The sequence below is a fragment of the Filobacillus milosensis genome, from assembly GCF_004402015.1.
In the GTDB taxonomy this organism is placed as follows: Bacteria; Bacillota; Bacilli; order Bacillales; family Alkalibacillaceae; genus Filobacillus; species Filobacillus milosensis.
Map to the genome: position 1 here is coordinate 1 of NZ_SOPW01000005.1, position 21710 is coordinate 21710.

At 36.9% G+C, this 21710-nt stretch carries 25 protein-coding genes and 1 pseudogene; 12 read left to right on the plus strand and 14 right to left on the minus strand.

Annotated elements, in window-relative coordinates:
- Positions 1 to 248: 248 nt before the first annotated feature.
- Entirely contained in the window at positions 249 to 1019 is a 771-nt protein-coding gene (locus E3U55_RS05870) for an NUDIX domain-containing protein (protein WP_134339452.1), read from the plus strand.
- Between the two features lie 43 nt (positions 1020 to 1062).
- On the opposite strand, the gene E3U55_RS05875 is transcribed toward E3U55_RS05870, so the two are convergent.
- The 4 genes from E3U55_RS05875 to E3U55_RS05890 all read right to left on the minus strand — a co-directional run bounded on the left by E3U55_RS05875 (position 1063) and on the right by E3U55_RS05890 (position 4658).
- On the minus strand, positions 1063 to 2478 hold the full coding sequence (locus E3U55_RS05875; protein WP_134339454.1) for an amidase: 1416 nt from the start codon (positions 2476 to 2478) through the stop codon (positions 1063 to 1065).
- An 86-nt stretch (positions 2479 to 2564) separates the two neighbouring features.
- Complete coding sequence (locus E3U55_RS05880; RefSeq protein WP_134339456.1) at positions 2565 to 4043, minus strand: spore germination protein; 1479 nt, start codon at positions 4041 to 4043, stop codon at positions 2565 to 2567.
- Between the two features lie 101 nt (positions 4044 to 4144).
- Positions 4145 to 4471 (minus strand): YbjQ family protein, encoded by a 327-nt coding sequence (locus E3U55_RS05885; protein ID WP_134339458.1) that lies wholly within the window; start codon positions 4469 to 4471, stop codon positions 4145 to 4147.
- On the minus strand, positions 4452 to 4658 hold the full coding sequence (locus E3U55_RS05890; RefSeq protein WP_134339460.1) for a hypothetical protein: 207 nt from the start codon (positions 4656 to 4658) through the stop codon (positions 4452 to 4454). The genes E3U55_RS05885 and E3U55_RS05890 overlap by 20 nt, the downstream gene beginning before the upstream one ends.
- Before the next feature lie 208 nt (positions 4659 to 4866).
- Here E3U55_RS05890 and E3U55_RS17685 point away from each other — a divergent pair.
- Positions 4867 to 5232: pseudogene (locus E3U55_RS17685) on the plus strand (CAP domain-containing protein); the annotation flags it as partial.
- Positions 5233 to 5933: 701 nt separating this feature from the next.
- On the opposite strand, the gene E3U55_RS05900 reads toward E3U55_RS17685, so the two are convergent.
- The 4 genes from E3U55_RS05900 to E3U55_RS05915 form a co-directional block, all read right to left on the minus strand.
- Positions 5934 to 6278 (minus strand): DUF6176 family protein, encoded by a 345-nt coding sequence (locus E3U55_RS05900; protein ID WP_134339464.1) that lies wholly within the window; start codon positions 6276 to 6278, stop codon positions 5934 to 5936.
- A gap of 12 nt (positions 6279 to 6290) precedes the next feature.
- Positions 6291 to 7508: an MFS transporter gene (locus tag E3U55_RS05905; protein WP_134339466.1), complete on the minus strand. Its 1218-nt coding sequence runs from the start codon at positions 7506 to 7508 to the stop codon at positions 6291 to 6293.
- A 70-nt stretch (positions 7509 to 7578) separates the two neighbouring features.
- Positions 7579 to 8154, minus strand: a complete 576-nt coding sequence (locus E3U55_RS05910; protein ID WP_134339467.1) for a DUF2087 domain-containing protein — start codon at positions 8152 to 8154, stop codon at positions 7579 to 7581.
- A gap of 251 nt (positions 8155 to 8405) precedes the next feature.
- The gene (locus tag E3U55_RS05915; protein WP_134339469.1) at positions 8406 to 9347 is read right to left on the minus strand and encodes a hypothetical protein; all 942 of its coding nucleotides are present in this window, start codon (positions 9345 to 9347) and stop codon (positions 8406 to 8408) included.
- A gap of 160 nt (positions 9348 to 9507) precedes the next feature.
- Here E3U55_RS05915 and E3U55_RS05920 point away from each other — a divergent pair, with 160 nt between their 5' ends.
- Genes E3U55_RS05920 through E3U55_RS05930 form a run of 3 tightly spaced genes read left to right on the plus strand, consistent with a single transcriptional unit; the run spans position 9508 to position 12639 of the window.
- Positions 9508 to 10125, plus strand: a complete 618-nt coding sequence (locus E3U55_RS05920) for a TetR/AcrR family transcriptional regulator (RefSeq protein ID WP_134339471.1) — start codon at positions 9508 to 9510, stop codon at positions 10123 to 10125.
- 13 nt (positions 10126 to 10138) lie between these two features.
- Entirely contained in the window at positions 10139 to 11038 is a 900-nt protein-coding gene (locus E3U55_RS05925) for an ABC transporter ATP-binding protein (protein ID WP_134339473.1), read from the plus strand.
- Positions 11038 to 12639 (plus strand): ABC transporter permease, encoded by a 1602-nt coding sequence (locus E3U55_RS05930; RefSeq protein ID WP_134339475.1) that lies wholly within the window; start codon positions 11038 to 11040, stop codon positions 12637 to 12639. The genes E3U55_RS05925 and E3U55_RS05930 overlap by 1 nt, the downstream gene beginning before the upstream one ends.
- A 32-nt stretch (positions 12640 to 12671) precedes the next feature.
- Here the strand turns inward: E3U55_RS05930 and E3U55_RS05935 are convergent, their stop codons facing one another.
- Positions 12672 to 13004, minus strand: a complete 333-nt coding sequence (locus E3U55_RS05935; protein WP_134339476.1) for a CHY zinc finger protein — start codon at positions 13002 to 13004, stop codon at positions 12672 to 12674.
- Between the two features lie 106 nt (positions 13005 to 13110).
- On the opposite strand from E3U55_RS05935, the gene E3U55_RS05940 reads away from it, so the two are divergent.
- The gene (locus E3U55_RS05940; protein WP_134339478.1) at positions 13111 to 13686 is read left to right on the plus strand and encodes a CBS domain-containing protein; all 576 of its coding nucleotides are present in this window, start codon (positions 13111 to 13113) and stop codon (positions 13684 to 13686) included.
- A 254-nt stretch (positions 13687 to 13940) separates the two neighbouring features.
- Here E3U55_RS05940 and E3U55_RS05945 read toward each other — a convergent pair whose 3' ends face one another.
- The 3 genes from E3U55_RS05945 to E3U55_RS05955 form a co-directional block, all read right to left on the minus strand.
- Positions 13941 to 15071 (minus strand): S8 family peptidase, encoded by a 1131-nt coding sequence (locus E3U55_RS05945; RefSeq protein ID WP_134339480.1) that lies wholly within the window; start codon positions 15069 to 15071, stop codon positions 13941 to 13943.
- Between the two features lie 62 nt (positions 15072 to 15133).
- Complete coding sequence (locus E3U55_RS05950) at positions 15134 to 16252, minus strand: S8 family peptidase (RefSeq protein ID WP_134339482.1); 1119 nt, start codon at positions 16250 to 16252, stop codon at positions 15134 to 15136.
- Positions 16253 to 16317: 65 nt separating this feature from the next.
- Entirely contained in the window at positions 16318 to 16617 is a 300-nt protein-coding gene (locus E3U55_RS05955) for a protease inhibitor I9 family protein (protein ID WP_134339484.1), read from the minus strand.
- 279 nt (positions 16618 to 16896) lie between these two features.
- Here E3U55_RS05955 and E3U55_RS05960 point away from each other — a divergent pair, with 279 nt between their 5' ends.
- Complete coding sequence (locus E3U55_RS05960; protein ID WP_134339485.1) at positions 16897 to 17217, plus strand: hypothetical protein; 321 nt, start codon at positions 16897 to 16899, stop codon at positions 17215 to 17217.
- Here E3U55_RS05960 and E3U55_RS05965 read toward each other — a convergent pair.
- Positions 17214 to 17654 (minus strand): YaiI/YqxD family protein, encoded by a 441-nt coding sequence (locus E3U55_RS05965; RefSeq protein ID WP_134339487.1) that lies wholly within the window; start codon positions 17652 to 17654, stop codon positions 17214 to 17216. The genes E3U55_RS05960 and E3U55_RS05965 overlap by 4 nt on opposite strands.
- Before the next feature lie 136 nt (positions 17655 to 17790).
- Between E3U55_RS05965 and E3U55_RS05970 the strand changes: the two genes are divergently transcribed.
- Complete coding sequence (locus tag E3U55_RS05970) at positions 17791 to 18231, plus strand: chemotaxis protein CheW (RefSeq protein WP_267195382.1); 441 nt, start codon at positions 17791 to 17793, stop codon at positions 18229 to 18231.
- 74 nt (positions 18232 to 18305) lie between these two features.
- Here the strand turns inward: E3U55_RS05970 and E3U55_RS05975 are convergent, their stop codons facing one another.
- Positions 18306 to 18749 (minus strand): FixH family protein, encoded by a 444-nt coding sequence (locus E3U55_RS05975; RefSeq protein WP_194840829.1) that lies wholly within the window; start codon positions 18747 to 18749, stop codon positions 18306 to 18308.
- 207 nt (positions 18750 to 18956) lie between these two features.
- Here E3U55_RS05975 and E3U55_RS05980 point away from each other — a divergent pair, with 207 nt between their 5' ends.
- From E3U55_RS05980 to E3U55_RS05995, 4 genes are read left to right on the plus strand one after another with little or no spacing between them, the layout of a single operon-like run.
- Positions 18957 to 19337, plus strand: a complete 381-nt coding sequence (locus E3U55_RS05980; RefSeq protein ID WP_134339492.1) for a GntR family transcriptional regulator — start codon at positions 18957 to 18959, stop codon at positions 19335 to 19337.
- Entirely contained in the window at positions 19337 to 20230 is an 894-nt protein-coding gene (locus E3U55_RS05985) for an ATP-binding cassette domain-containing protein (protein WP_134339494.1), read from the plus strand. The genes E3U55_RS05980 and E3U55_RS05985 overlap by 1 nt, the downstream gene beginning before the upstream one ends.
- Positions 20220 to 20951: a hypothetical protein gene (locus E3U55_RS05990; protein ID WP_134339495.1), complete on the plus strand. Its 732-nt coding sequence runs from the start codon at positions 20220 to 20222 to the stop codon at positions 20949 to 20951. Before E3U55_RS05985 ends, E3U55_RS05990 begins: the two co-directional genes overlap by 11 nt.
- Complete coding sequence (locus E3U55_RS05995; RefSeq protein WP_134339497.1) at positions 20948 to 21664, plus strand: hypothetical protein; 717 nt, start codon at positions 20948 to 20950, stop codon at positions 21662 to 21664. The genes E3U55_RS05990 and E3U55_RS05995 overlap by 4 nt, the downstream gene beginning before the upstream one ends.
- Positions 21665 to 21710 lie beyond the last annotated feature (46 nt).

The following is a 21710-nucleotide window of genomic DNA, read 5'->3' on the forward strand; positions in this document are numbered from 1 at the left end:
TCACTTCTTCAGGATAAAATCGATTTTTACCCATAAAGAAAAACACCTCCTAAATTGTCGAATACTTTTACATACGACATAGGGGGTGTTTTTTCCTGTCTCATATTATTGGGTCACTCTATAAAGACTAAAGGGTGCTTTGCTTTATTATGCCTTACTTTTTATTGAATAGTTTATTTGGAAAAATATTGATAATATACCTAGGACATGAAATAATTTATATAAATAAAGGACAAGGGAGAGGTTGGATGTTTTATAGAAGGAAAACTTACACCATAGACCCTAACAAACTAGATACGTTTAATAAATTTTTTCATGAATATCTTTATCCTAATCAAATCTACCATGGAGCCAAATTAGTCGGACGCTGGGTTAACGAAGGTCAGAACGAGATCATGGCGATGTGGGAATACAAAGATCAGGAGCATTATGAACAAATTGAAAAGAACATCAGACAAACTGATTTACATAAACAGGCTCAAGAAAGAAGAAAAGAGCTAGGCAATCTGTATATCGATAGTAAAGAAGAATTCATGCATTCGACTTCTGAAAACTATCATTTACCTCAACATAGAGTAGGGGTTGCAGGCTATATCACAAATGAAGCAGGAGAAGTATTACTTGTTCGAAATGAACATCGGTCACACACGGTCGAGATACCAGGGGGGTTGCTTGAAGAAGGTGAATCCCTAACGGATGCCTGTCATCGCGAAATCTACGAAGAAACAGGAGTAAAAGTAAATTTGCATGGGGTAGTAGGGATTAACCAAAACCTTAGCGCTGGGAATATCAGTGTAACTTTTAAAGGAGAGTATGTATCTGGAGAGTTGCGCCCTGAAGAAGGGGAAACAAAAGAAGTTTTCTCTCAAAAATTAGATGAGGATACGATGCAGGAGTTAATTACATCAAAACAACTATTGGACCGTACGAAAGATGCGATGAAAGGGTACATGGTTCCTCATCAATCCTATCGATCCAGGCCGTCATTTGAATTGGTCCATCGATTTGAAGGGAAATAAAAGTAGTCCGTCTACCAATGAATGGAGACGGACTTTTTCATAATTATAATTTAATTTTTAAATATTGTTCCATCCAAGGCTGTGCTTGCTCGAGTTGATGAGCTAATTGGAATAAAGTCGCTTCATCACCTAAGCGTCCCATGAAATGTGAGCCGATTGGTACACCTTCATTTGTCCAATATAAAGGTACACTCATGGCAGGTTGCCCGGTCACGTTGGCAATCGGAGTAAAGCTAACGTAATCCACCATATTTCTATACATGCTATCAATATCAGTCCCGTTTAGTGAGCCTGTTTTAACGGGCTTACTGTTAAGGACAGGTGTAAGGATCATATCATATGAACTAAATATTGAAAGGATTTTTTTAGCTTCAAAGTGTAACAAAACTCTGGCTTCTTCATATTCTAAAGCCGTCATTTCTGTTCCTTTTTTGAAAACATCATAAGAGATAGCTTCCAGATTCTCTGCGCTTGGCGTTTTTCCACTAATAAACCCTAAGTGTTTTATAATGACAGATCCACCTGCTACCCAATCTTTGATGAATTGTTCAGTAAAGGTTTTAAAATCAAAATTAGGTGAAGTGGATTCTACTTCGTGTCCAAGGTCTTCCAATAATTTTGCTGTTTGATTAATCGCTTGACGTGAGTCTTCATCAATCGAAACTTGTCCGCCCCAATCAGGCGCAACAGCAATCCTCAACTTACCAGGTTCTTTTTGACTCTCAGCTAAGAAATCTTCCTGATTGTTGAATGTAGGGTAGAGTTCAGTTGGAGTACCACCTTTAAGAATATCTAATAGAGCAGCACTATCACGTACCGATTTAGTCACAGCATGATTGACAGATAGTTGATCAATATACGGTGCATACGGCATTCTCCCGCGAGATGGTTTCATCCCGAATAATCCACAACATGAAGCGGGAATGCGAATAGAACCTCCACCATCACTAGCGTGCGCAAATGGAACCATCCCTGAAGCAACTGCAGCAGCCGCGCCACCACTTGACCCTCCTGGAGATAAATCCAGATCCCAAGGGTTTTTAGTCGGTCCAAATAACTCAGGCTCCGTTGTGGGAAGAAAACCGAATTCAGGTGTATTAGTTTTACCTAAGAAGTTTAATCCAGCCTGTTCAAAACGATTAACGAGCATATCACTCTCAGGTGCAATGAAATCTTTCAAAAGTTTAGATCCATTGGTTGCAGGATGTCCTTTAACTGAGTTTAAATCTTTAATTAAGTAAGGTAATCCATTAAGGGTTCCAGGTCCCTTGGCATGATTTTCAGCTTTTGCCAAAGCATCCTCAAACATAGGGTGAACGACAGCGTTAAGTTTTGGGTTTAATTCTTTAATTTGATTTATGTAATGTTCAGTCAATTCGAGAGGAGTAATTTCGCCTTGATCAATCAGTCTTTTCTGTCCAAGAGCATCTAATGATTGTATGGTTTGGGTAAGTGTCATAAGTTGATATCCCTTTCTTTATTAAAAAATGTCTAACATAACTATAACATTTCAAGATAATAAGAAAATCCTAACCACGTATGTGATTAGGATTCTCCTGATTGACGGGAGTCATCTTGGGTATTTAATACGCTTGGCCGGCTCTTTTGTAATGGCATAGGTGAACGGAAGATAGTAACGAAAAATGCTTTCGCATTAAACGGAATAAGTGGCCATAAGTACGGTGTGTTTAATGTTTTCGTAGATATAAGTAATAATAACCAAAGAACAATAGAAATCACCAGACCGATTACTCCGAATGCTGCTGCAGCGGTTAAAAATTTTAATCTGACAATCCTATTTGCCAAGGATAATTCATAACTTGGCATGGCATAGTTACCAAGCACGGCGATGGCTAAATAAAGTATAACTTCAGATGTAAATAATCCAACATCAATGGCAATTTGTCCGATCATTAAAGCAGCAATCAACCCTAGGGCTGTGGCTAATGCGCTCGGGGTGTGAATTGCAGCCATTCTTAATATCTCAACCCCAATTTCAGCAATAAAAAATTGAAGAAAGAGCGGTATCGAACCCTCTTCCTTAACTCCTATAAAACTCAAAGCATTAGGTAGCAGTTCTGGGTTCGTTGCAAATAGATACCATAGTGGAAGTAGAAAAAGCCCTGCAAATAATGCAGCAAACCTGACCCAACGAAGAAAAGCGCCTACAATAGGTTTCTGGCGATATTCCTCAGCATGCTGTAAATGGTGCCAAAAAGTTGCCGGACAAACCATAACACTTGGTGACCCGTCAACAATAATGAGCACATGTCCTTCCATGAGGTGAACACTTGCAGTATCACCACGCTCTGTATAACGAACCTGTGGATAAGGGTTCATCGTTTTTCCAAAGAGAAATTCCTCTAACGTTTTTTCCCCCATTGATAAATCATCAATGTTAATCTCTTTAATTTTCTTCTTAAGTCTTTTAACAAGTTCCGGGTCGACGACGCTATCAATATAAGATAAGCAGATATCAGTTTTCGAACGTTGTCCAACCTGCATGTATTGAAAAATTAGCGAACGATCTCTAACGTGTCTTCGGATTAGAGCGGTGTTAAATACGATTGTTTCAACAAAACCATCACGTGGACCTCGTACAACCCTCTCAAGGTCGGGTTCTTGGGGAGAACGAATAGGATATTCACGCGAATCCACCAAGACAGCTTCTTCACAACCTTCAATGATAAAAGCTGCTTGCCCTGATAAAACTTGTACAATAACTTCTTCTAAATCATTTGAAGTTCCAATCTCCTGGTGGGGGATGATCTTTTTGGATAGAGCATTAACCGGGTCTTTTTGAAGCTTTTCTTCATCTAATTCTTTCAAGCTCTTTAGCGTTTCAATCATTGCCAGACCACCGGCAAAACCATCAACAAAGAAAAGACCTAATTTAATACCGCCATGTTCTATCTTGTGGTGGATGATATCAAAATTTTGATCTACCCGTAATTCTTTAAGTAAATATTCTATATTCTTGCTAAAATCTTTATTTATTGGGATTTGAGTACCTTCTTTTCCCACAAACTCCACTTCCTTCACTTATAACCTCTATTTGCTTAGTATTTCAGTGAAGGTTGAGATTATGTATAAAAGAACAGCCTGACTTTAAGCCAGGCTGTGGTTTATGAACTTACTTTATTTAATTTTACAGCAGTACCATAAGCAATAATTTCTGCTGCGCCTCCCATAACTGTAGAGGTGTGTAAGCGCATCACTATAATGGCATTGGCACCTTTAGCCTCTGCATCTTGAACCATTCGATGGATTGCAAGTTTTCGCGCTTCATTCATCATGTCAGCATAACTACCAATTTCGCCACCGACTAACCCTTTTAAAGCAGCTGTTATGTCTCGGCCAACGTGCTTTGCTTGAATCGTACTCCCTTTAACGTACCCAATAAGTTCTTCTACCTCATACCCAGGTGCTTGTTCAGTAGTCAAAATCATCATAATTAATTTCCTCCTTTTTTTCTTTTCGCCTTTCAACAATAAAAATAGTTATTAATGAAATTAAAGAAATTCCGTAAATAATTGCGAGTGCGATGGCTAATGTTACATTAAAAAATATAGCTACAATAGCTCCAATTTGACTTGTCACAGTTAATAGAATAATTAAATACTTAGTTTTCTCATACATAAAAACGTCTCCAGAATTTTTGTTTTTCCTTATATAGGATAATACTTTGGTTTATAAAAAATGTCTATAAAGTTTTAGCCTAGAATTACCAGCTTAAGATTTCATCCATGATAAACAATAAAAGGAGAAAGGAGGATAATGCATGCGTTTATTATCAAGTTTAATTATTTTATTTTTAATGGTCCCATTAGTACTTCAAATAGAAGTTTCAGCTCAATCTCCAGAACAAAAGGTTACAGAGCTGACAAACGCTGAAAGGCAAGAGCGGGGGAGAAGTCCATTAACATATAGTGCAGAGCTTTCTAAAGTTGCTGAAGCAAAAGCTAAAGATATGTACAATAATAATTACTTTTCTCATACGTCACCTACTTATGGTTCACCTTTTGATATGATGAAGCAATTCGGAATTAGTTACCGAACTGCAGGTGAAAATATCGCCATGGGTCAACCAACTGCTTCTACTGTTGTTCAAGACTGGATGAATAGTTCAGGTCACAGAAGAAACATTCTTAGTCCTGATTTTAACCGTATTGGTGTTGGTTATTATCAAGGGTATTGGGTTCAAATGTTTGTTTATTCGACGACTAAATTACAAACAGATCAGCCAGAGCCAGCTCCAAAACAGGATAGCTATGATCCTAGTCCGAAGCGTCCGTCATGGCAGTATTATACGGTTAAAAGAGGGGATACAGCCTGGGAAATCGCCATTAATAACTGGATTAGTTTAAGACAATTAAAGATTTTAAATCCGAAGATTCAAGATTTAGGCAGACTTAATGTTGGTCAACAAATAAGAATTAGTGGAAATCAATATGAAGTAAAACCTGGTGATACAGCCTGGGAAATTGCTCAGAAACATGGGATGAAATTGTGGCAACTAAGAGAACTCAACCCACAAGATGAGAACTTAAGTACTCTGTATGTTGGACAAGGATTGTATGTGAGATAAAGAGACTAGGACAAATATAAATTTTCACAAAGAAAATCCAGACGATTCTGTTGAATCTGTCTGGATTATTTTTTGATTACACATATAAATTTGTTCCGTTAAAATACTCCGCTTTCCGCGGGCACGGCTCGAGCAGGGAACTTCATCGAAGAAACCACTATGTCCCTTGCGCCGAGTAACCGCAGGCGCATCCCTCGGCAGAAAAACACTGCCTGTGGGGTCTCGAGACTCGTGCTGTTCCCGCAAGAATCTCCGCATTTTAACTGCGCTAGATACTTCTCATACAAAAAACAATAAAATATTATTTTGTTTTGTCCTAGCCTCTTTTATTCCATATTATTTCTGATTTTTTTAGGAATCATGACGACTTCTGTACTTAAATCAACAGGCTTAAACGTTAGATCAATGCATTCATTCCAATATTCTAGGTGCTTTTTATCAATCCAATGGTCAGAGTCTAAAACATCCTGACCACCTTGACCTTGAATTGAATACCAATATAAAAATTCATCACCATGTTGAAGCTCTCTAAATATAGATTCAACATACATTTTTTCGTCTTCTAACGTTAATAAAACATCTTCCATATGGTCGTTTAAAAACTGAAGCCATTCATCAACTCGTTTTGATTGGCCATTTTTAACCTTGAATTTTGTTAATTCTACTAACATGTTTTGTCTCCTTTATCCTACCATTTTCTTCAGATTTCTTTTCTCCTTAATTAAATTAACCCTTTTAAACATCAATCCATATATAATTGTTAAACACATATATAGAACTCCTACTACTGCACCAAGTGTCCTTGGCTCGAATATTTCTAACAAAAGACCACCAATAGCAATAAATATACCTAAAGTTACATTAGAAATCATTTCAGTCAGTCCAAAAAATGTTCCTTGTTTGGATTGTGGTACAGTTTTCATAATTAACGTGTCAATACTTATATTGCTAAGCCCGGCACTGAATGTAATGAATAAAATCGATAATAGGGCTAGTAAGAATGTAGGGGACAGGCTTAAAAAGATGTGCCCTACTCCTTCTAAAGCAATAAAGATGATAATCACTGGGATGAGTTTGCCTTTCATCCAATTTGAGAAGAAAGAACTTAAGACTAAGCCAACCCCAAGACTTCCGTAAATCAAACCGACACCAAGGTCACCCATTTCAAATACTTCTAATGCATAAATGCTTAATAACACATTGTCTATTCCATTTGCGATCGGCATCGTAAAACAAATAAAGATAAAGATAAATAACGCTGGTGATTTGAAAAATAATTTATAAGGAACATCCTTGACTGGTTTGGTAAAACATGTGCTGTGTTCATCCTTTATAGACAGTCTAATTAAAAATGCAGCTGAAATTAAGAAGCTCATAGCATTTAAAATGAAAGCCGTATTCATACCAAATAGATAAGAAATGACACCTCCAGATGTCGATCCTATGATTAAAACGACTCCTAAAACAACTTGTTCAATAGCGTTAACGTGCAATAAACGATCGTTTTTAACCAAAGAAGGAATCGTGGCTTTACGGGTAGGCGCATAAACAGCTTCACCTAATGCCAATCCAAAAGAGCTTAAGTAGATTAGCCAAAGTTGATTGGGACTATCTACGAATAATAAAGTTAATACAATAGGTATACGAACTAATTCAATCGTTACTAATATATATTTCTTAGATAGGCGATCAGCTAATCGACCACCTATGGGAGCCATAATTAAAAAGGGTAACAATCTGATTAAAAAGAGGAGACCGATGGCAAATCCGGACTCCGTCATTTGGTAGATTAAAGCAAGCAATGCGACTTGGGTAAAGCGATTACCAACGCCATTAACAACTCCAGACCAGAAGAGTTTCTGATATTCTTTTTCTTGTAACCATATATGCCAGTTTTTCATTAATTACACTCTTTTCATACATATCTAATTTAATAATAATCTAATTAGTTAATCAAAAATTATAGCTGATTTAAATCAGCCATAATTCTTTAGGGTTCAATTCATAGTAACCCTTATCTCTCGTCATGAAGTGATGCATAATAAATTCTCTTCTAATCGTTGCGAAATCTTCATGATACTTTTTGATGTGCTCATTGATTTCAGGTTCAGGATAAGTTTTACCTGACTCTAGACCTTTAATAATGTGCTCTAAAACAATTAAGCGTTTTTTGAGCTGAGCAGGAATCGACTTTAACCGACCATTAGAATCTATGAAGTTATTAAGAACATTATGCTTTTCTTCTTCAGTCACTTGAAGTTCTGCATTCATGTCTTCATCCCCCAATCTTGTAATTGCCTCGGCTAATAAGGCAAGTTTTTTTTCGTTGAGACTATAATAAATCGTGTTTTTATCGCGACGTTGGTAAACAATATCAATTTCTTTTAGCTTTGTAATATGATGTGAAATAGTTGGAGGAGTTAAACCAAGCTTACCGGCAATAGCTTGACCATGAAGTGCCCCACCTTCTTTGAGTAAACCAATAATTCTTAAACGCGTTTTATCGCCAACTGTTTTGTGGAAGTTGACTAATCGATCTAATTGCATGCTTTAACCTCCATTAGATAATTATCTAATTAGATTGTAATCTAATTTTAGGTTTGTTTCAAGTCATTTTTTGTTGTTTATACTGAAGGGGATTAGTAACTAAGTTAGGGGAATTAGTGGACGAGTCTTTTCATTAGTATCTAAGTTTGAAAATAATTATCCAATTTTTTGTAAATAGTATCTAAGTTGAACTGGTAAGTTTCCAAGTCCATAAAAAAAGAACCGGGACGAATAATCCCGATCCTTCAATATTAGTAACCCATGCCGCCCATCATCATCTGTTCAAACTCAGACATTTCAAGGATTTCACTGTTTTCAGGGTCGATAGTGAATTCTATATCTTCACCGATACTATTGTATGTTGTGTCAGCTTCCAAGTTAAGTTGAACTGGAGTTCCTTCAGCGTCAAATGCGGTGTCTAACACAAATTTTTGGCTCTTGATTTGATCGCCATCCATTGTCACATGTACTTCAAATGTATTTAAATCAACTTCTTCAAGAGCTGTGTTCATTTCATCGATACCTTGTTGAAGTTCTTCATCTGAAATCGTGTCATCAAATTCAGTGACCATTTGAGCAACGAAATCAGTTAACTCTTCTTTAGTAAATGTAACGATATAAGTCTCGCCATCTTTAGTGAAGTCTTCTTCACTTTTATCTTGTAGAAAATCTGTCATCATTGTTTGTGCTTTTTCTTGAATTTCTTGATAATCAAGTGCTTCAGTTTCCGCACCTTCTAATTCAGCTAGATCGATTTTTAGTAATTTACCACTTAAGTCTTCAGATAAACCTAACATCATACCGAAGTTTTCAACTAAGCTGTCAGTTTCAATATACATGGTTTGATCTTCTATGTTTTGTAGAATTGGAAGATCAACATTAAAGCTCATAGGATTCATTTGTGCAGAGAAATGTACAACCATTTCTTGAAGGTTCTTTGTCATATCTACACGTTGATCTACGCTAAGTTCCATATCATTAACCATTTGGATATAAGGTTGAATGAAGGGGTCTTGAACCTCAGCCTCAACATTAACATCTAATGAACTTGTTGCTTCGTATTTTTCCATTTCCATCATCGATTGAAAAGCATCAACCGTAACTTCTTTATTACTTCTCGTTTCCTCTTCTGAACAAGCTGTTAATACTAATACCACTAACAGCATCACGCTCATGATGACCTTTTTAAACATGAAACGTATTCCCCCTTTGTTATTTTACTATCCTATGATAGCACACCTCATAATAGATATATAGTAAAATTTTGAAGAAATTATTCTATTGACCAGTGTGGTCGAATAGATTTATAATGAGGTTGACCGTGACGGTCAAGGAAGGGTGAAAGTCGACAAAATGGGCTTTTCAGATAACCAAGATGATAAACAACAAAGAATAATTTTTTCTGCACTGAATGAATTTGCAGAATATGGATACGATCGAGCGTCCACGAACCGAATAGTTAAAAATGCTGGAGTGGGAAAGGGGATGTTGTACTATTACTTTAATAATAAATGGGAATTGTTTTTGTACTTAGTTAAGGAAAGCTTAGATGTAATTGAAGAAGAGTATTTAAACAAAGTCGACTTATCAGAAACTGACTTTTTCGAAAGAATGAGCAAAATTGCAGAGTTCAAAATGAAAGTCTACTTAGAGCACTCTCAAATATTTAATTTTATGAGTCAGGTATTTATTATGGAAGAATCTAAATTACCAGATGAGTTACGACGACGAATCGTTAAGTTGCGTGAAGAATCTTATGCCAAATTGTATTCAAATATTGATTTCTCGTCATTTAAAGATGATATTGACGTAGATAAAGCTTTTCAGCTCATTCAATGGTCAATAGATGGCTATCAAAATAATCTTATTCATCGACATGAGGGAACAGATTTCTCAAATTTAGATTTTGAATCATTGAAGGAAGAATTTTTAGATTATATTGAAGTGTTAAGAAAAGCTTTTTACAAATAGGGGGATGAAAACTGTGGTTATGTTAGAAGCGAAAGGGTTAACAAAGAAATTCGGCAAGGTTAAGGCGTTAAATGGAGTCGATATGCAAGTGAATGAAGGTGAGGTTTATGGATTTATTGGACCGAATGGTGCTGGTAAATCGACAACGATTCGAATTTTACTTGGTATTATTAAGGCATCTTCTGGGGAAGCCAAGATTTTCGGCAAGGACGTTTGGAAAGATGCAGTAGATATTCATAAACGAATTGCTTATGTGCCAGGCGATGTGAATTTATGGTCAAATTTAACGGGAGGAGAAGTCATTGATTTCTTTACAAAAATGCGTGGCGCTAAAATTGATCGTAGTCGCAATGAAGAATTAATCGAGCGATTTCAACTTGATCCAACCAAAAAATGTGGAGCTTACTCAAAGGGGAATCGTCAAAAAGTAGCGTTAGTCACAGCTTTTGCAGCAGACGCTGACCTTTACATTTTAGATGAGCCAACTTCAGGTTTAGACCCTTTGATGGAACGAGTTTTTCAGGAGTGTGTGTTGGAAGCAAAAGACCAAGGTAAAAGCGTCTTGTTATCGAGTCATATTTTATCTGAAGTTGAGAAGCTGTGTGATAAAGTGGGTATCATCCGGCAAGGTGAAATTATTGAGTCGGGCTCACTAAGGGAACTGAGGCACTTAACTCGTACAAATCTTTATGTTGAAACTAGAGAGCCTTTATCATTTGAAGGATTATCAGGCATTCATGATGTGCAGGAGGAAGGGCGGTCTTATAAGTTTCAAGTAGATACGGAACAACTAGACCAGGTCATGACGCATGTGAGCCAACAAGGCATTGTGAAAATCGAAAGCGCACCACCAACATTAGAAGACCTATTCATGAGACATTATGAAGGGGAAACGGTTGGAGGTGAGAAGTAGTGGGAAAAGAATATTTTTCGCAGTCAGGAAGGTTAGCTCGATTAATATTACGTCGTGACCGTTTGCGGATTCCGATATGGATCTTAGGATTTTTAGTGATGTCATTATTAACGGCTGTTGCATTTGATGACCTTTATCCGTCACAAACAGAACGCCAACAAATTGCTTCAACAATGGAAAACCCGGCAATTACAGCTTTGATTGGCCCAGGGTATGGCTTAGATAACTATACCGAGGGAGCGATGATGGCCCATCAAATGTTAGCGATGACATTATTGGTGATTGGAATCATGAGTATTTTACTGGTAGTCAGACATACTCGTGCAGATGAAGAGGATGGACGAATTGAAATGATTCGTGCCTTACCAAGCGGAAGATTATCCAACATGAGTGCTACACTGATCGTGATGACAGGAACGTTTATTGTGTTGGCTTTAGCTATGGGCTACGGGCTTTATGCTTTAGGAATTGAAAGTATGGGATTAAATGGGTCAATGTTATATGGCGCAGCCTTAGGTGTAACGGGCATTTTCTTTGCCGCAACTACAGCTTTATTTGCTCAACTATCTCAATCATCCAAAGGTGCAACTGGTTTATCGTTTTTATTATTAGGTGTAGCTTATCTGGTGAGAGCTGTGGGTGATGTGGTTAATTCAACGATTTCCTGGTTCTCGCCATTTGGTTGGGTACTGGAATCTCAGGTATTTGTAAATAACTACTGGTGGCCAGTGATTATGACGTTAGTGTTATCAATATTAATCGCTGTTGTGGCCTTATATTTAAATGCTATACGTGATTTAGGAGCTGGTTTTTTACCAACTAGAAATGGGAGACGTCACGCGACACCGTTATCTCAAAGTCATATCGGGTTGACCTTAAGGTTACAAAAAACATCATTAATTTCATGGGCGGCTGTATTATTTATATTTGGCGCCACCTATGGATCTGTTTTAGGTGACACGGAAACTTACTTTGCAGAAATTGAAATGATGAAAGAGTTTATGGCCACAAAAGAAGGAGTTCCAATGACATTGCAGTTCGTGACCATGATTGCTTCAATTATGGCAATCTTAAGCACCATCCCAATTGTAATGGCTGCCTTTAAGTTAAAAAAGGAAGAGAAGAAGAATCGTACAGAACAAATTTTATCAACAGCCATTTCACGTAAACGATTTTTAGGGAATTATATGATAGTGGCATTAATAGCAAGTATGATTATGGTGGGTTCGAGCGCAATTGGACTAAGTGTTGCCGGAGCCAGTGCGATTAAAGAGGGTGTTACTTTTACAGAACTTTTTCAAGCCATTATGGTCTACTTACCTGCTGCTTGGGTGATGCTCGGTGTTGCTACCTTATTCTTAGGTTTAGGTAGATTAAATGGATTAGCCTGGTTATATTTAGGATTTGCTTTCGTCATCATTTATTTTGGAGGTATATTGAAGTTCCCAGATTGGGTGAAAAAATTATCTCCTTATGAGCATATTGCCAGTGTGCCGTTAGAAGATTTTGATTGGCTGGGTACTATGGTGCTAACGATGATTGCATTAGGGTTAATGTTTATTGGATTAACGCTTTATAGAAGAAGGGATATAAAAGGGTAATAACGGGCTTGACGTCACTAATGACGTCAAGCTTATTTTGTCTCAAAATACAGATGATAATGCAGCTGACAACCTGGGTTAAACAGGGCCTCACAATTTGGGCATTTATTATTGGATTTTAAATAATCTTCTATAGTCAATTCAGTTACGCATGAACCGCAAAGAATAGCTTTTTGGTTATATTCCTCAGCCTTCCATCGTTCAATCGAGTGACCCGCTTCTTCTTCATGACACTGATAGCAAGGATAATAAGTATTGCAGCACTTGAATTTAATTGCGATTATATCACGATCAGTATGATAATGTTCACAACGTGTTTGAGAATCGATAACCTGCCCTTTAACTTCTTTATTATGTATAAGCATTTATGTGACCTCACCTAGTTTTTATTTTCATTATACATTACTAAAAGCTGGTGCATAAAATCACTATTTCTGCCAAATCTAATGGTAAAAGGAGTGAATTTTACACATGGAAAATGCTATTAAAAATTTAATGAGTAAAAACGTTGTATCTGTAACCTCTCAACAATCTTTAAAAGAAGCTGCGGAGCTTATGGTGCAAAATGATATTGGTGCCATCCCTGTAGTGGAAAACGGTGCGTTAAGAGGGATTATTACGGACCGAGATATTACAACGCGTGCAACTGCTATGGGCAAAGATGGTAACTGTACAGTGGGTGAGTGTATGAGTAGCCAACTTACATCAGCGGACGCGAGTATGGATGTTCATCAAGCAGCGCAATTAATGGCTGAAAAACAAATTCGCCGCTTACCTGTTACTGAGAATGGCCAACTGGCAGGTATGCTTTCGTTAGGAGACTTAGCGACTCAAAACATATTCCAGAATGAAGCGGGACAAGCATTAACGAACATATCTTTCCCGGCACATAACCAACAAGGACAGCAAGCAGGTCAAGCTCAACCAGGTGCACAAATGACTCAGCAGCAAGGTCAGCAGCAAACGGGTGCACAGCAAGGAGCGCAAATGGGAGAGCAAGCTCAACAACAGCAACAACAAAATCAAGGTCCTCAAAGCTTCCAATAATAAATAAAGAGAGAACTCGAAATTTAGGTTTCGAGTTCTTTTTTTTAATAATCCAAACTTGAAAAATTCCATTAATCGAAGGAAGAACTCTATTATTAATGGAATAAACTCGATTAATCAGTTCGTAAACTCCATTAATCTGGTTTAGAACTCAATTTAAAAGATGACTAACTTTATTAATCATCATTAAAACTCAAATAAAATAAATCCTATAAAAAAAGAAGCCGCCTAGTTGGCAGCTTCTTCGTAAAAAATTAATAATTAATAGCATCTAATGATTGAACGAGACCATTACCGTATTGGTTAGAGCCTCCTAATGGTTGAGCAGTGTCATTTAGTAATTGACGAAGCTCTACATTAGTAAGACCTGATTTAGCACCCCAAACTTGTGCAGCTACACCTGCTACATGTGGGGAAGCCATGGATGTTCCATTATAAGAATCATAGCTGTTACCAGGTACCGAGCTTAATATGTTTACACCTGGAGCAGACAATTCAACTGCAGGACCTGTGCTTGAGAATGAAGCACGGTTGTTGTTTTGATCAACTGCTGCGACTGCGATAACTGAAGAGTATTTTGCTGGATAGCCGACACTATCATTTTTACCACCGCGGTTCCCGCTGTTACCTGCTGCAGCTACTACTAATAGACCTTCATCATACGCTAGATTTGCAAAGTCTTCTAAAATAGAAGAGCTTTGAGAACCGCCTAAGCTCATGTTGATGATATCCATACCGTTTTGGATTGACCATTCAATACCTTCGGCGATACCAGAGTAAGAACCACTGCCATCATTGTTTAATACTTTTACTGCGTACAATTCAGCCTGTGGAGCAACTCCTAGCACACCTAAAGTGTTATTTGTTGCGGCAACCGTTCCTGCTACGTGCGTTCCGTGTCCGTTGCCATCATTATAAGGGTCGCTATTTTCTGCATCATCAAATACTGAGTGGCCACCTGAAACAGTTAAGTCTTCATGAGTCGCATCGATTCCAGTGTCCAGAATTGCAACTTTAACACCGTTACCTGTGTAACCAGCATTTTGTGCATCCGTTCCTTGGACGTGAGGTACACCCCAAGGGGTTGTTTGAGCAAATGCATGAACTTCAGCGTCTTCCTCAACGGCCTCAATTTGAGGGTGGTTGAGTAACCCTTTTGCCTGACCTTCTGATAAGCTTAGAGCTACTACTGGAAGTTCATCAAACGTATGTGAGATGTCACTGTCCTCAACTCCAAAAGCTTTAAGCAATCCTTTATCTGCAGGACCATTAAATTTTACTAAGTAGTCATCTTTACTTTGAGTGTTCACTTCCTGCGCAAAACCTGTCTGTAATGGCATAAGAAGTAATACTAATGCACTGATTAATACTAAAATTTTTTTCATTAGTAACCTCCTAAAATTTTTATATAAAGCAGAGTGGGCCCTTACCCTGCTAAATAACTAGATTAATAGTTTATAGCATCATATGACTGAACTAGACCATTTCCATAATGGAAAGGATCACCTAAGTATTGTGCGGTTTGATTAAGTAATTGTCGTAACTCTACATTAGTTAGACTTGGTTTTGCTGCCCAAACTTGTGCAGCAACACCGGCTACATGAGGTGAGGCCATCGATGTCCCATCATAAGAGGCATAACCATTGCCAGGAACACTACTTAATACACCTACACCTGGTGCCGAAATCTCTACAGCGTTACCTGTACTTGAAAATGAAGCTCTGTTATTGTTTTGATCAACCGCTGCTACAGCCATTGCAGAATCATATTTGGCAGGGTAACCGACAGTGTCGAACCAACCTAACCATGTACCGCTGTTTCCTGCTGCTGCAACGACTAAAATGCCTTCTTCATAAGCTAAGTCTACAAATTCTTCTAATACAGAAGAGTCAGTCGAACCTCCAAGGCTCATATTAATAATGTCCATATTATTTTCAATTGCCCATTCAATTCCTTCTGCAATACCAGCATAAGAACCGCTACCATTATCATCTAAAACTTTTACTGCATATAACTCTGCATCAGGAGCAACCCCGACAACACCTAAGTCATTATCAAGGGCACCAACAGTACCAGCCACGTGTGTGCCATGACTATTACCATCATTGTAAGGTGAGTCACCAAATACCGAGTAACCACCTGCTACTACTAAATCTTCATGTGAAGCATCAATACCAGTATCTAGAATAGCCACTTTTACACCGTCACCTGTGTGGCCATTATTTTGTGCTGTTGTTCCTTCTACATGAGGAATGCCCCATGGTGTTTGCTGGGCAAATGCCTTGGCTTCAGCGTTTTCTTCGACATATTTAATCTGAGGGTGATTTTTTAATCCTTTGGCTTGTTTTTCAGTAAGTTTTAAGTGAAAGACAGGTAGTGAGTCATATTCTGTGAGGATATCCTGATCTTCAACACCAAATGATTTGATTAGTCCTTTTTTCGCTGGACCATCAAACTGGACTAAGTATTCATCCTTGGCTTGAGTTTTTGCTTCATCTGCGAAGCTCGTTTGTAGTGGCACCAAGAGAAATAATACAGTGATAAACAATACAAAAAACTTTTTCAAATTTAGCCTCCTAAAGAATTTATTATTTAAGTAGAGTTAATCTACTTATAAAAGAGTTCATTGAGTCAGTTTTCATATGTATGGATTGAAGAATCTAACTCAATTGATTTTACTTTGGAGTGCTTTCTCAGGTGTTTTGCCTGTTTATCAGTTATATTTAAGTGGTAAACAGGAAGTAGTTGGTACTTGTGAATAATATCTTGATCTTCAATCCCAAAAGTTGAAAATAGGTCATTATGTAATGGACCTTTAAAGTGAACTAAGTAGTTGAACTTTTGACTAGGCTTACCAAAATTGCCAATGGAAGTTTTTATTGAAATTAAGAATAAAATAAAAATACTAATCAAAATAATGAATCGTCTCACAAAAAATTCCTTTCAGAAAACTAACACGACAATGCCAAATATATTGGTGTTTGTCGTGAGGTATTCGTGTTCTATTGATAATTGCTAAAATATTACCACTATTCAAAATAAATAGTAAATAGTGATTAAGTTGTAAGTTTTTGTCATGAAAGCTCGAATAATCAGATTTTCATATCCGATGTGCACTACTTTATTGGGATTTTATGGATGATATGCAAATAAAAGTTTAAGTTTTGGGTTATAATTGGATAAATATTGTAACTGGGGTGGGCGGAAAGAATGAAAAACAACATTTTAACGCTTTTATATTTTATCGGTGTAACGATCATTAATCTCTATCCAATTTATATAGCGGTGGCAGTCGTAGGATTTGTGAACCAGAGAGGACAGAACATTGATGGCGTGCTGGAGGTTGCTTTTTACGCACTTGGATTGACCGTATTGGCGATTATCATTACGGTCCCCGTCTATATACTAGCGTTACAATTGGGACAAAAATACATGAATCGTTTTCATACAATCACTTATTCTTCTCTTGTGGTTGTAGTTCTATTGTCTCTATCAGCATGGTATATATATACCGCTGTAAGATTATATTAATGGCTAATAATTTTTAAGAAAATATGTTTAAATTTCTCCCGGTCTTGGTCAGTCATAGCTTTCGGACCTTTTGTGCGTTTTCCACTTTTTCGTTCCATCGCACTAGCATACCTTGAGTTCAATAGCATGTCCATTTTTTGAGGTGTGTATATAAACCCTTTATGGTGTAAAATGGTGCAGTTTTTTGCTAATAAAAGAGAGGCTAACCCATAATCCTGTGTAATTACGACATCCCCAGAATCGACCATTTGCATTAGTTTGTAATCTGCAGCTTCATTGTCAGAGTCCACGTAAACTGTTTCTACGTGCTGCTTTTCAATTTGGTTGGAAAAATGGGCATAGCTCTTTATTAAAATAACAGGTAGGTTAAACTTTTCTGCTTCCTCAATAATAATGTCTTTTACTGGACACGCATCAGCATCTATATAAATCTTCATTATCATCACCCTCCTTTATATTATCATGATATCCTTATATTGACTTCATTAAGGGGTTAAGTTACGATTTCTATAAGAAAAAATGACTAATTCGTCAGCTAAATTATAAAAGGCGGTGTCTATATTGAGAAAATATGTGGTTTTTAGAATGAGAGATGAGCATTTTGGTGTGCCTATTGATCAGGTTCAATCGATTGAGAAGGTAACTTCTTTCACAAAAGTTCCTCAAGCACCTGATTATGTGAAGGGGATTGTTGAGCTGCGTGGAGAGGTCACAACGGTAGTAGATTTACGTCATCTACTAGAGATAGGTGAAACAGAAGATTCATCTGAAACCAGAATTTTAATTGTCCAAGTTGAAGGATTAAAGATGGGCTTATTAGTGGATGAAGCCAAAGAAGTTATTGATGTCAATGATGATTCAGTTGAAGATCCGCCTCAAATGGTTGGTGGCGTGGAAAAAGAATACATCATGGGTGTCTCAAAGCAAGATGATCGTCTCTTGATCCTCGTTCATTTACATAAAGTGTTGGACGTTGAACAAATTGAAGAAATGAAAGAAGCAGTACAAGCATAATAAAAATCCCAACTTCTCAAGTAGAAGTTGGGATTAATTTTTGTGGGAGGTTATTCATCTATAGTTCAGTTTAATTATTCTTTAACTTCAAATTCATGTTTTGGCATCACATGTTGCGATACCGCAGTTACATGAGCATACATTTCATAGGTGCCAGCTTCTTCAAAGTTAAAGGATGCTTCGTAAATACCATCTTCTGTGTATGTACCTTCAACTTTCTTGCTGTTTTCTTTATCACCTTTTTTCCAGACTTCAAACATGACTTCATCAGCTTCCTCAACAGGTTCACCGCCATGAGTCACTTTAGCTTCTAATGTTACTTCACTTAAAGACACTTGATCTTCCGTTAAAACCTCAACTTCAACAGGTGTTAATGAATCATTCTCCATATCTTCGTGATTCATCTCACCTTCCTTGTTCTCATCTTCCTTATTATCACTGCTTTGACCTTCATCATCCCCACAGGCAACGAGTAATGTTAATAACCCTATAAGTAAAAAGAAAAATAATTTCTTCATCATTTGAACTCCTTTGTTCACACTAACTGTCTCTATTATTAACTTTAACATAAGGATTTAAAAGGTTGTCATCAATTTGTGAACGTCAACTGAAAAAATATTGAACAAAATATGTAAAAGTAGTTGATATTTCTAAAAAGTGTCATATACTTAAATTAGTACATTACATCACTAATGCACTAATTCGCATGAAGGTGGGGGCGAAGAATGGTATTGAATCACGATAGTGTCAAACCAATATATGTTCAAATTGCAGAATGGCTGGAAACAGAAATACTTAATGAGCACATTTCACCTGGAGAAAAAATGTATTCGCAATATCAACTAGCAGATATGTTTAATATTAATCCAGCTACAGCTGCAAAAGGGTTAAATATATTAGCCAACAACAATATTCTATATAAGAAACGTGGACTGGGCATGTTCGTGAAAGAAGCTGCTAAAGAAATGATTTTACTTAAACGAAAAAATGAAAACCTGAAACAAATGGTTAGAGACCTTGTTCAAGAGGCTAACTATTTAGGTGTTAGCAATGATGAACTGTACCAATTGATTAATGATATTAGAAACGAAGGGCAGGGAGAATGATGGGTATTGTAATCTGCGACAACGTATCAAAAAGCTTTAAGAAGAATCGAGCAATCAAAAATTTAAGTTGTACATTTCAAGAAAATAGAATAACCGGTTTAATTGGAAGAAATGGAGCAGGAAAAACCACTTTATTAAAAACAATTGCAGGTCGATGGAGACCTAATGAAGGGGTAGTGAAAGTATTTGATGAAGACCCTTATGATAACTTAAAAGTCTCAGCTAACATGATCTGCGTTAATGACGAGTTAGTGTTTTCTCCTGAGCTTACACTTGATGAAATCTTAAAGTCAGGAGAGATGTTTTATAGTAATTGGGATATGGAGATTGCAGAAGGTTTGTTCGATTATTTTGAACTAAATCCTAACTTGTATCATGACCAGTTATCTAAAGGTAAATTAAGTACATTCAATATGATTGTCGGTTTAGCTTCAAGATGTCCATTAACTATATTCGATGAGCCTACAACCGGGATGGATTATTCCGTTCGACAAGACTTTTATCGTGCACTATTAAAAGACTATATCAACCATCCACGTACTATCATTTTATCTAGCCATTTACTAAATGAATTAGAGGATATACTTGAAGACATTGTGTTAATCGATAAAGGTGAAATATGTCTTCATGAATCAATGAATGACTTAAAAGAGTACGCAATTCGGATCACGGGGAAACGAGAGGATATTGAGCCCTTTATTGTGGAAGAAAACATTCTTCATAAAAAGAAGCTTGAATTTAACTTAGAATCACTCGTGGTGAAAAATGAGTTTTCTAAAGAAGAAATCGAACAAATGAAGCAAAGAGGAATTCAAATATTGAATGTTGATGCGGCGGATCTCTCAATGTTTTTAACAGGTCAATCCAAAGGGGGAATTGATGATGTCTTTTAATCAGCCAAGCGTAAGTAGTGCTGTGAAAAATCAGTATTTATATAAGCTAAAAGGGTATAGTAGCGTATTTGTGGCATTAATGACGGTACAAATTATTGCAATGTTTTTTGGGGTTCTAGGAGGGGTTGGGCAGTATGGTACCTCAAATGGGTCAATGTATTTAGACCTCTACTATGTGTCTGGTGATTTAATTTTTGCGTTTACTTGCATTTGGGCTTTTGTGATTGCATTTACGATGGACAGTAAAACGAATCGCCAAGCCATGCAAGTGTTTGTGACGAATCAATTGACGCGTCACTTAGCAAATGGAATTTACTTGGTTACCCTCTCAATCATAGGTGCAATAACTGTTTTATTAGGCGGATTTTTCATAAAATCAATCGTGATGATCTTAAATGGACCTGAATCTACGTTTATTTTTGTAGGATATACAATTGGTGATTTTTTTATAGGGTTAGCAACTACAAGTCTCTACTTACTCCTATGTAGTGCAGTGGGTTACTTTGCGGGGAAGATTGCTTCAATGGGTCTAGTTGCAAAACTAGTATTAATCATCGGCTTTTTAAGTGTATTATTTTATAATGGTTTGATTGAAAGAATATCTGAGTTTTTTATCATGGAAGATGTTTTTTCCATATTTATCCTAAAAGTGTTAGTGACAAGTTTGGTAGCTTATGTGATGGCTATTTGGTTATCCAAGCAGTTGGAGGTGATCAAATGACTGCATTACTAACTATAATACCTATTATCGTGCTTGCGATTGTATTTACTGTAGTTATTATTACAGTAGCAAAATCAAAACCTCCAGCCCAAAAGCCTAAAAAAATGGTTCAAAGAAGGAAATCTATTTTAAAAGGTTACTTTATTATTCTACTAGTCTCTGGTGTTGTATATGGAATGCTTCAAAGTAACTGGGGTGTCATTGGTGACGAAGAAGTTAATAATGAGTTGGAACAAATAGATCAAGAATTTTATGAAGCTATAAATAATCAAAACTTTAACCATGAATCCGTAAAGGAAGTACAAAACTGGCAGTTTAAACTTGAGGGAGATGAGCTAATGCTGACGAATCTGAATCAAGGTGAAGGGTTATCGTTTATGGTATATGTTGAGAAGATTGATGATTTAGAGGGTGAAGTCGTCGCCACATATTATATGAAGGGTATCGGTGAAGAGAAAATCTATCATCCGAATAAACCAGTCATTACATGGGATGGCACTGAATCTGAGCTCATGATGAAACAACATAGAAAAGAAGTGAAGCTTCATGTGATGTCTAAAGAATTTCCGATTAGGCAGTTTACCGGAGAGAGATGGTTCGGTGAGCGTCAGAGCCATACTTTTAATGTTCATAATCAAATCGTTTATATTCAGGTACCAAGAGGCACTGTAGTTGAGACAAGTGATTTTTTGTATATATACGAAGTAAATTAATTTCCATAGGACAAACACGACATGAATATGATAGATATAGGCTACC